Raw genomic sequence first — 8113 nt, forward strand, 5'->3', positions numbered from 1 at the left:
GGGCCGGGCATCGCGGAGGGCAGCGGTCCGGGCTTCGGAATGGGCCCGCGGGTGGTGAGCTGCGGGGAACGGGAGCGGGCCGCATGGGTCCGGGCGCTGAGCGGCCGACGGTTCATCCCCAGGCGCTTGCCGACGGTGTCGTAGACGTCGTTGCCGGCCCGAGGCCGTACCGCGACGACGTGGACCTCCCGTCGGTGCATGGACGTCTCGGGCGCCGGACGGATGCCGTAGACGACGCGCCACTCCTTGCGGGAGTCCACGAACAGCTTCCGGTAGCCCTCCAGGTCGCCGGTGAGTCTCGTCCCGAAACGCTCGGCGTTCACGACTTCTTGCAGGTAGGCGAGGGTGAGGTCGCGGATGTCACTGGGGGCCTGGATCAGGTCGGTCAGGGCGCGCGGGTCGAAGCTGAGCCCGAAGGCCGGCTGCTGCCCGGCGCTCACGACGTCGACTCGCCCGGCACGTCGGCCTCCGAGGCGTTCGTCTTCTCCGTGCGGGCCGAGGGCGGCGGGCCGGGCAGGAGGCGGTGCGCGGGCCGGTCCGGTGAGGTCATGCACGCCGACAGCGGACCGCCCGGTCCTCTGACGGCGACCATGGTGTGGGTGAGGAAGTCGCGGTGCCACACGAGCAGACCGCTCGGCCCGGCCTCGGGGTCCTTGTGCTGCTGGTAGGCCAGCCACAGCGCGTGCAGCCAGGCCACGACGTCGCTGTGCTCCTGCCACTGCAGGCACCACGGGGCGGCCGTGGTGACCTCGGCCCCGTAGACCGGCAGCAGGAAGTCGTCCACCCAGTCCGACAGGGCGTCCAGTTCGTCCTCGTACTCCTCGCCCTCCAGCTCCAGGATCGGCCGAGGCTCCGGCGGCGCCGCCGGCGGCGGCGGTCCGCCGAGTCCCGGCATACCGAAGGCGGCGAACGGAGAGGCACCCGTGTGCGGTGCGGGGGCGGAGGCGAGGTGGTCGAGCTGCTGGGCCTGCTGGGCGGACTGCTCCATCAGTTTCCGGACGCTGGCCTCGATCCCTTCAAGGTGAGGATCGGGGATGCGAACCGGCTCCAGCTCGCCCTCCTCTGGGGGGTTTACGGGTTCAGACATGACGGGGCAGGGCCTCCTTACGCCGTGGCTGTCGAGGGAATGCGGCACCAATGAGCCGACACCGGCTGGTGAGCTGCGGTGGTGTCAGCCGGTCAGGACGACGTCGTCCTGGGTCAGGGTCTGGCGGACGGTCTCGGACAGCCGGTCGGCCGCGATGCCGGCGTAGTGCTCGGTCTTCTCCACGCCGATGAAGTCGCGCCCCTCCAGCAGGGCAGCGACGCCCGTGGAGCCGGAGCCGGCGCAGAAGTCGAGCACCGTGCCGCCTTCGGGGCTGATCTTGACCAGCTCGCGCATCACCTCGACCGGCTTCTGCGTGATGTGCTGCCGCTTCGTGCCCGACGGCTGGGAGGCGGAGTACAGGCCGGGCAGGTAGACCGGGTTCCGGGAGCCGTCGATCGCACCCTTCGATGCCCAGACGATGAACTCGCAGTTCTGGGTGAAGCGGCCCTTTTGCGGCCTGGCCTGCGGCTTGTGCCAGGCCAGCACCCCGCGCCACAACCATCCGGCGGCCTGGATCGCGTCCGTGGTGATGGGCAGCTGCCGCCAGTCGGTGAACAGCAGGGCGGTCCCGCCGGTCTTCGTCAGCCGGTGGGCTTCGGTCATGATCTGGGTCAGCCAGAAGCCGTAGCTGCGCTGGTCCATGTTCTCGCCGGTGAAGTCCGGCAGAGTGTGCTTGGCGTCGGCGGAGGTGTACTTCTGCTTCGCCGAGCGGGACGTGCGCTCCTTGGCGGTCCTGCCACCGGAGTTGTACGGCGGGTCGGTGATCACGGAGTCGACGCAGTCGTCCGGCAGCGTGGACAGCACGCGCAGGGCGTCGCCCTGATGAAGGGAAAAAGGCAAAGAGGTACCCCGATTCGGGCGGGAGGGATTGGACACCCCTCGCGCAGGAGAATCCGGGCAGGCTGGGAATCGGGCATGCAGAAGCCCGGGAAACCGCGAACCGGAGGGCGAGGGGAGTCCCAAAACTGTAGAGGCGAATTGGCCGCTCACCAAGAAGTGCCCTGCCAGGGGTACGGATTCCGACCCCTCACGACGACTTTTTGGTCAACCGCCGATCCGGGCCTACTGTTTTCGAACCGCCCGGCGCACACCGCCGCTGGCGCCTTCCCACCACACCTCGCGGAGGTACCCCCTGCCCCGGCACACCTAGTCACCCCGGCCCGCGGACCGAGCGGCAACTCGCCCGCAGGCCGGCGCCTCTCGATCGCCCACCCCGGCCGCCGCGCCCTTCCACCCGCCTCCACGCGTACGCGGCGCGCCGGACACCCTCTTTGAAGGAGACCTTCGTGACGTCTCGTCATCCGCCCCTGCCCGCATCCTCCATGGTGCGAGGGGGCCGGGCAGGTTGAAGGCGCTCGCCGCCGGCATCGGCGTCGTCGTCCTCTCCCCCGTCCTCCTCGGCGGCGCGGCCATGATGATGGCCACGTCCAGCGAAGCCGCCGCACAGAGCAGCGCGTCCTTCCAGTGCCTGCCCGACCTGGACACCGACAAGGTCACCGAACAGGTCACCAAGATCCTCGACGGCGCGGACGCCTCCGACGTCGCCATCGAGGGCCTGGACCTGCCCGGTGAGCAGATCCCGAACGCACAGACCATCGTCGCCACCGGGATCAGTCTCCACGTGCCCAGGCGCGGGCAGATCATCGCGCTCGCCACCGCCATGCAGGAATCCCGGCTGCGCAACCTTGCCTACGGAGACCGCGACTCCCTCGGCCTGTTCCAGCAACGGCCCAGCCAGGGCTGGGGCACGGCCGAGCAGATCCGCGATCCCGTCCACGCGTCCGAGAGGTTCTACCAGGCGCTCCTGCAGGTGAGCGGCTGGCAGCAGATGACCGTGACCCAGGCCGCCCAAGCCGTGCAGAAGTCCGGCTACCCGGACGCCTACGCCCAGTGGGAGCCGCTGGCGACCGCGCTGCAGAAGGCCATCGCCGCCACCTTCCCCGGCGCCAGCGACGATGCCGCCCAGGAGACCGACGACGCACCCTCGCTGTCCGCCTGCACCACGCAGGACGGCTCGTCCTTCGGGAAGATCCCGGAAGGCGCCGTCCCGAAGGGATACAAGATCCCCAAGGACGCCGACCCGCGCGCCCGCACGGCGATCGTCTGGGCGATGCATCAGCTCGGCACGATGTACCAGTGGGGCGGCACCTGCACCGCGCCGCACGGACCGGACCCGATGGGCCGCTGCGACTGCAGCTCGCTGATGCAGCAGGCGTACGCCACGGCCGGCATCCAGCTCACCCGCACCACGTACACGCAGGTCAACGAGGGCAAGGCCGTCTCCGTGAAGGCCATGAAGCCCGGTGACCTGATCTTCAGCCGCGGCACCGCCGTACGTCCCGAGCACGTCGGCATGTACCTGGGCGAGGGGCTCGTCATCGAAGCCCCGCGCACGGGCAAGCCCGTGCGCATCACCCCGCTCAAGGACTGGGACGTCCTCGCCGTGCGCCGCGTCCTGTGACGCCCACCTCCGCCCGACCCGCCCCTTCCGCTTCCCGCTTCGGCCCCCCTGGCCCGTGTACGCAAGGAGCCTCGCCACACCCATGACATCTCTCGCCGACCGGCTCTATCTCGCCTTCGACCCCGGGATCACCCCCAAGGGCGGTGGCCTGCCGGGACTCTCCGTCCTGAAGAACGTCGTCTCCAGCATCAACATGTTCGGCATCATCGCCGTCGTCGGCGCCCTCGCCGTCAGCCTGGCGGTGTGGGCCTGGGGACACCACACCGGTGGCCACCAGGCCGAGGCGAACGGCAAGAAGGGCGCGACCGTGGCCGCGGGCGCCGCCCTCGGCCTCGGCGCCGCGAACGGCATCGTCGCCTTCTTCTCGGCCCTGGGGTCGCAGGTCCACTGATGAAGAAGCGATTCTCCCTGTCGAACTACGGCATCGGCTGGCCGGCAAACCGCCGCATCCTCGTGATCGCCGTGGTCCTGGCGTCGCTGCTCACCCTGGCCGGCGTGACCGCCTACGTCACCGGCCACACCGGGCAGCACCACTCTTCGGCCGGCCCGACGCCGTCGGCACCGCCCGGTCCGGCATCGTCGGCCCCCTCCTCCACGGAACCGGGAGCCGAGACGGGGTCGGTGCCCCGCCCTCCGCGGATCTCCGATCCCCTCGCCTTCGCCAAGGCCGCAGCCGAGATGCTGTGGTCCTACGACACCCGCGACACCAGCCGCGAGCAGCAGCTCGCCGGCATGGAGGCGTGGATGACGAAGGAAAGCAAGTACAGCGACTGGGCCTCGGTCTCCGCGCAGATGCCCGACCCGACCCTGTGGTCACGCATGGCCGACCAGGAACAGCACGCCACCGCCGCCATCACCCAGGCCCACTACCCGGCCGCCTTCAAGCAGGCCCTGGCCGAGGACCCTTCCGCGATCACCGAGGCGTACATCTACGCCGTGACCGTCACCGGCAAGCAGACCATCGCCTGGGCCAAGGGCGGCGGCGGGGCGGAGGACCGCTCCATCACCCTCGCCGTGCAGTGCCGGCCCTCGGCCGACTGCTCGCTCGTCGCCATCGCCCCGACTGTCGCGCCCTGACCGAGAGGAGTCCTCATGGGGTTCTGTGACCTTCCCCTCGCGGACAAGGTCTGCGCGGTCGGCGAAGCCGTGGATTTCGCCTCCGACCCGGGCAAGGCGATCGGCGACTGGATGGCCAGGAGCGCCGGCGAGCTCGCCGCCGCCTCGGCCGATCTCGCGGCCAGGGCGGTCGACTCCACCACGCGCGTCGACCTCAACGCGACCTGGTTCCGCGACAACTACGAGACGATCCTCCCGATCGCCCTGGTCGTTCTGGTGGCCACGTTCTGCGCCCAGCTCGTCCGTGCCGCGATCCGACGCGACGGCCAGGCCCTGGCACAGGCGTTCACCGGCACGGCCTCCGGTGTGCTCTTCGCGTTCGCCGCCATCTCCCTGACCACCGTCGCGATCGAAGTGGTCGACGCCCTGTCCGCCGGTCTGCTCAAAGCCGCGAACCTGAACATCGAATCCGCCGTCCGCCGCATCGTCAAGGTCGGACAGCTCGGCGCCGTCAGCAGCCTGGGCTGGCTCGTGATGGTGTTCGCCGCGCTCGGAGCCGCCCTCGGGGCGCTCCTCTACTGGTGCGTGATGATGGTCCGCAAGGTCGGCATCCTGGTCATGGTCACGCTGGCCGCGTTCGCCGGGGCCGGCGGCGGCTGGGAGGTCGCACGCCGGTGGCGCAAGGGCTGGATCGAGGCCACCGCCACCCTCGTCGTCTCCAAGCTGCTGATGACGATCATCTTCGTCCTCGGCGTCGCGGCCATGGGCAGGACCGAGGCCGAGGACGGCCTGGCCGCGCTCGCCGACGTCCTCGCGGGCATCGTGATCATGATCCTGGTGCTGCTCTGCCCCTACGCGACCTTCAAGTTCGTGCACTGGGCGGCCGAGGGGTCCGACGGGGAAACGTTGCACCGTGCCGGCGGCGCCGGTGCGCAGCTCGCCAAACAGCACGCCGAGCGCACCGGGAGAAAGGCGGCCGCGATGGCGGCCACCGCCGGAACCGGCGGTGCGGCAGCCGGCGCGGGAGCCGGGGCCGCTCCCCAGGGCCCGGACCCAACCCCCGGTGGCGGGTTTCCCGGCGACATCGCGCCCGGCCCGAGCGGCGGAGGCAGCGGCCAGGAGAGCGCGCAGTCCGGCGGCTCGGGCGTCCCGCCTGGCGGAGGCGCTGGCAAGTCCGGTCTGGAGAAGGCCGTGCAGCCTGCGCCGACCAGCGTCACCGACGATACGAGCGGCCGGGTCGGCGGCGGCCCCACCGGTGGCGGCTCACGATCCGGGTCCGGTGCTGCGTCCGGTCGGGTCGGTGGGTGGAGTTCCACGCCGCCGTCTACCACGCCTCCGCCGCAGGGCGCCCCGCCTCCCTCCGGCTCGCAGGCGGCCGGTGCCGGCAGCGGCGCGGCATTCCCTCCGCCTCCCCCGACCAGCCTCTGATCGCCCTGGCCATGCCCGGGGACGGGACGGGCACTTCGCTCCCCGCACCCGGGCCCCGCCAGCGTCCCTTGGACCAGTCCCTTGTCTGATCTCTCCGTCGCCCCGGTCACGGTGAAGTTCCCGCACCGCTCCCGCCGCGGCATCCTCCTCGGTCTCTCCCTCCCTCAACTCGTCCTCGTCTCCTGCGCGCTGGCGCTGCTGCTGGTGACGGTGGTCTCCACCGGCCTGCTCGGCGCCGTGGCGCTGACCCCGCTGTGGGCGGCCGTCGCCGCGCTGGTCGCGATCCGCCGCCACGGTCGGTCGCTGATCGACTGGGCGCCGATCGTCACCCGCTACGCGATCCGCCGCCGCGCCGGGCACACGCTCTGGCTCGCGCGGCCGGTCAGCCGGCCGCGGCGGGACGGCATCCTGCACCTGCCCGGCACCGCCGCCTCCCTGAAGGTCGTCACCCCCGGCGACTCGGCCAACGGCGCCGCGGCCGTCCACGACCCGCATCGGCAGATCCTCACCGCCGTCGCCCGTGTCACGTCCCGCGCGTTCGCCTTGCTCGACCCGGCCACGCAGAACCACAACGTGAACGGCTGGGGCCGCGCGCTGGCCGGCATCGCCCGCACCGGACACGTCGCCACCGTGCAGGTCCTGGAACGCACCGTCCCCGACTCCGGCGACACCCTCTCCCGGCACTGGGCCCAGCACGGCCGGCCAGAGGCCCCGGTCGCCGGACAGATCTACTCCGAGCTGGTCGCCTCCGCAGGACCGGCAGCCGCCCCGCACGAGACCTACCTCGCCATATCCCTCGACCTGAAGGCCGCCAAGCGACTCATCTCGCAGGCGGGCGGCGGACTTCCGGGCGCGTTCACGGTCATGGGGCAGACCACCTCCTCCATCGCCCTGGCCGCCCGCGACGCCGGCCTCATGGTCACCGGCTGGCTGTCCGCCCGGGAGATCGCCGCCGTCATCCGCACTGCCTACGACCCCAAGGCCCTCGCCGCCCTGCAGCAGTGGTCAGACACCGGCCGGGCGGAGGCCGATCCGGCCGCCGCCGGCCCCGTCGTCCAGGTCGAGGAATACGACCGGCTCGCCACCGACACCGCGCGCCACGCCACGTACTGGGTGGAGAACTGGCCCCGGACGGAGTCGCATGCCGGGTTCCTGCACGGGCTGATGTTCACCGCAGGCGTCCGCCGCAGCCTCTCCCTCATCTACGTCCCACAGGAGCTCGAGTCCGCGCTCCGCGACGTGCAGCGCCGCAAGGCCGCGATCATCGCCGACGCCAACGAACGCGCCCGCCGCGGCCAGGTCGACTCCGAGGAAGACTCCATCGAATACGCCGACGTCAAGGCCCGCGAACGGCAGCTCATCGCCGGGCACGCCGACGTGGCCATGACCGGCCTGGTCACCGTCACCGCCGAGACCGACGCCCTGCTCGACGCGGCCTGCGCACAGATCGAGACCGCCGCCGTCACCGCCGGCGTCGACCTGCGCCGCCTCAACTACCAGCAGCCCGACGCCTTCACCCTCGGCGCACTCCCCCTCGCCCGCACCGCCCTGTGAACGACGCCGTCCCCCGCCGGACCATTCGCCCACCCTGCCACCGGCCGGTGGCAGGAAGGACCGCCCTCTTTGACCACCACACCCTCTCCCGACGACGCACATCCCTACCTCCGCGCCGCGAGCGCCGGAATCCGCCACCACCGAAAGATCGCACAGACCGAGCGCACGGCGGTCGACCGCACGCACCTCGACGTGCTGCACGCCCACCTCACCGCTGTGCACCAACTCGTCGACCAGCTCGCCGACACAGCCCGGCCCTCCCATCCGGCCGCAGGCCGGCACCTTGCCACCGCCCGAACCCGGCTCTGGCAGGCCACCGCAGAGGTCCACTCCGCCTTCCACCTCCTGCCGGCAGCCCTCGCCCCGACCAGCGCCCAGGCCACCGAGTGCCATCCCGAACGGCTCCCGGAGGGACCGCCGGTGCTGACCATCTGCCAGCGCCACCTGGCGGTCGGACACATCGTCCGCCGCAAGAACACACCCACCGACCTCAACCGCCCGCCGCACACCCCCACGTGCATCCGATG

At 71.6% G+C, this 8113-nt stretch carries 9 protein-coding genes; 6 read left to right on the forward strand and 3 right to left on the reverse strand.

The window, feature by feature from the left end; translation table 11 throughout:
- The 3 genes from C1I97_RS25710 to C1I97_RS25720 form a co-directional block, all read right to left on the reverse strand.
- On the reverse strand, positions 1-440 hold a 440-nt coding region (locus C1I97_RS25710; RefSeq protein WP_111005549.1), incomplete at its 3' end, for a hypothetical protein.
- Positions 437-988: a DUF4913 domain-containing protein gene (locus C1I97_RS25715; protein WP_181446910.1), complete on the reverse strand. Its 552-nt coding sequence runs from the start codon at positions 986-988 to the stop codon at positions 437-439. The genes C1I97_RS25715 and C1I97_RS25710, both read right to left, overlap by 4 nt.
- A gap of 183 nt (positions 989-1171) precedes the next feature.
- Positions 1172-1927: a DNA-methyltransferase gene (locus C1I97_RS25720; RefSeq protein ID WP_111005551.1), complete on the reverse strand. Its 756-nt coding sequence runs from the start codon at positions 1925-1927 to the stop codon at positions 1172-1174.
- Between the two features lie 505 nt (positions 1928-2432).
- Here C1I97_RS25720 and C1I97_RS25725 point away from each other — a divergent pair.
- From C1I97_RS25725 to C1I97_RS25750, 6 genes are all read left to right on the forward strand, one after another.
- Positions 2433-3548, forward strand: a complete 1116-nt coding sequence (locus C1I97_RS25725) for a C40 family peptidase (RefSeq protein WP_111005552.1) — start codon at positions 2433-2435, stop codon at positions 3546-3548.
- Positions 3549-3630: 82 nt separating this feature from the next.
- Positions 3631-3939, forward strand: a complete 309-nt coding sequence (locus tag C1I97_RS25730; RefSeq protein WP_111005553.1) for a DUF6112 family protein — start codon at positions 3631-3633, stop codon at positions 3937-3939.
- A complete protein-coding gene (locus C1I97_RS25735; RefSeq protein WP_111005554.1) occupies positions 3939-4625 on the forward strand; it encodes a hypothetical protein in 687 nt (228 codons plus the stop codon). The genes C1I97_RS25730 and C1I97_RS25735 overlap by 1 nt, the downstream gene beginning before the upstream one ends.
- Before the next feature lie 15 nt (positions 4626-4640).
- Entirely contained in the window at positions 4641-6032 is a 1392-nt protein-coding gene (locus tag C1I97_RS25740) for an SCO6881 family protein (protein WP_111005555.1), read from the forward strand.
- 81 nt (positions 6033-6113) lie between these two features.
- Positions 6114-7586, forward strand: coding sequence for an SCO6880 family protein (locus tag C1I97_RS25745; RefSeq protein ID WP_181446909.1), 1473 nt, complete (start codon positions 6114-6116; stop codon positions 7584-7586).
- A 69-nt stretch (positions 7587-7655) separates the two neighbouring features.
- Positions 7656-8113 (forward strand): DUF6238 family protein (locus C1I97_RS25750; RefSeq protein WP_111005556.1); only part of this gene is annotated, 458 nt, incomplete at its 3' end.

It is taken from the genome of Streptomyces sp. NTH33 (assembly GCF_003236365.1).
Taxonomy (GTDB): Bacteria; Actinomycetota; Actinomycetes; order Streptomycetales; family Streptomycetaceae; genus Streptomyces.

Coding starts and splice junctions, on each gene's coding strand:
- C1I97_RS25735 (WP_111005554.1), top strand. CDS start 3,939: ATGAAGAAGCGATTCTCCCTGTCGAACTACGGCATCGGCTGGCCGGCA.
- C1I97_RS25740 (WP_111005555.1), top strand. CDS start 4,641: ATGGGGTTCTGTGACCTTCCCCTCGCGGACAAGGTCTGCGCGGTCGGC.
- C1I97_RS25730 (WP_111005553.1), top strand. CDS start 3,631: ATGACATCTCTCGCCGACCGGCTCTATCTCGCCTTCGACCCCGGGATC.
- C1I97_RS25715 (WP_181446910.1), bottom strand. CDS start 988: ATGGAGCAGTCCGCCCAGCAGGCCCAGCAGCTCGACCACCTCGCCTCC.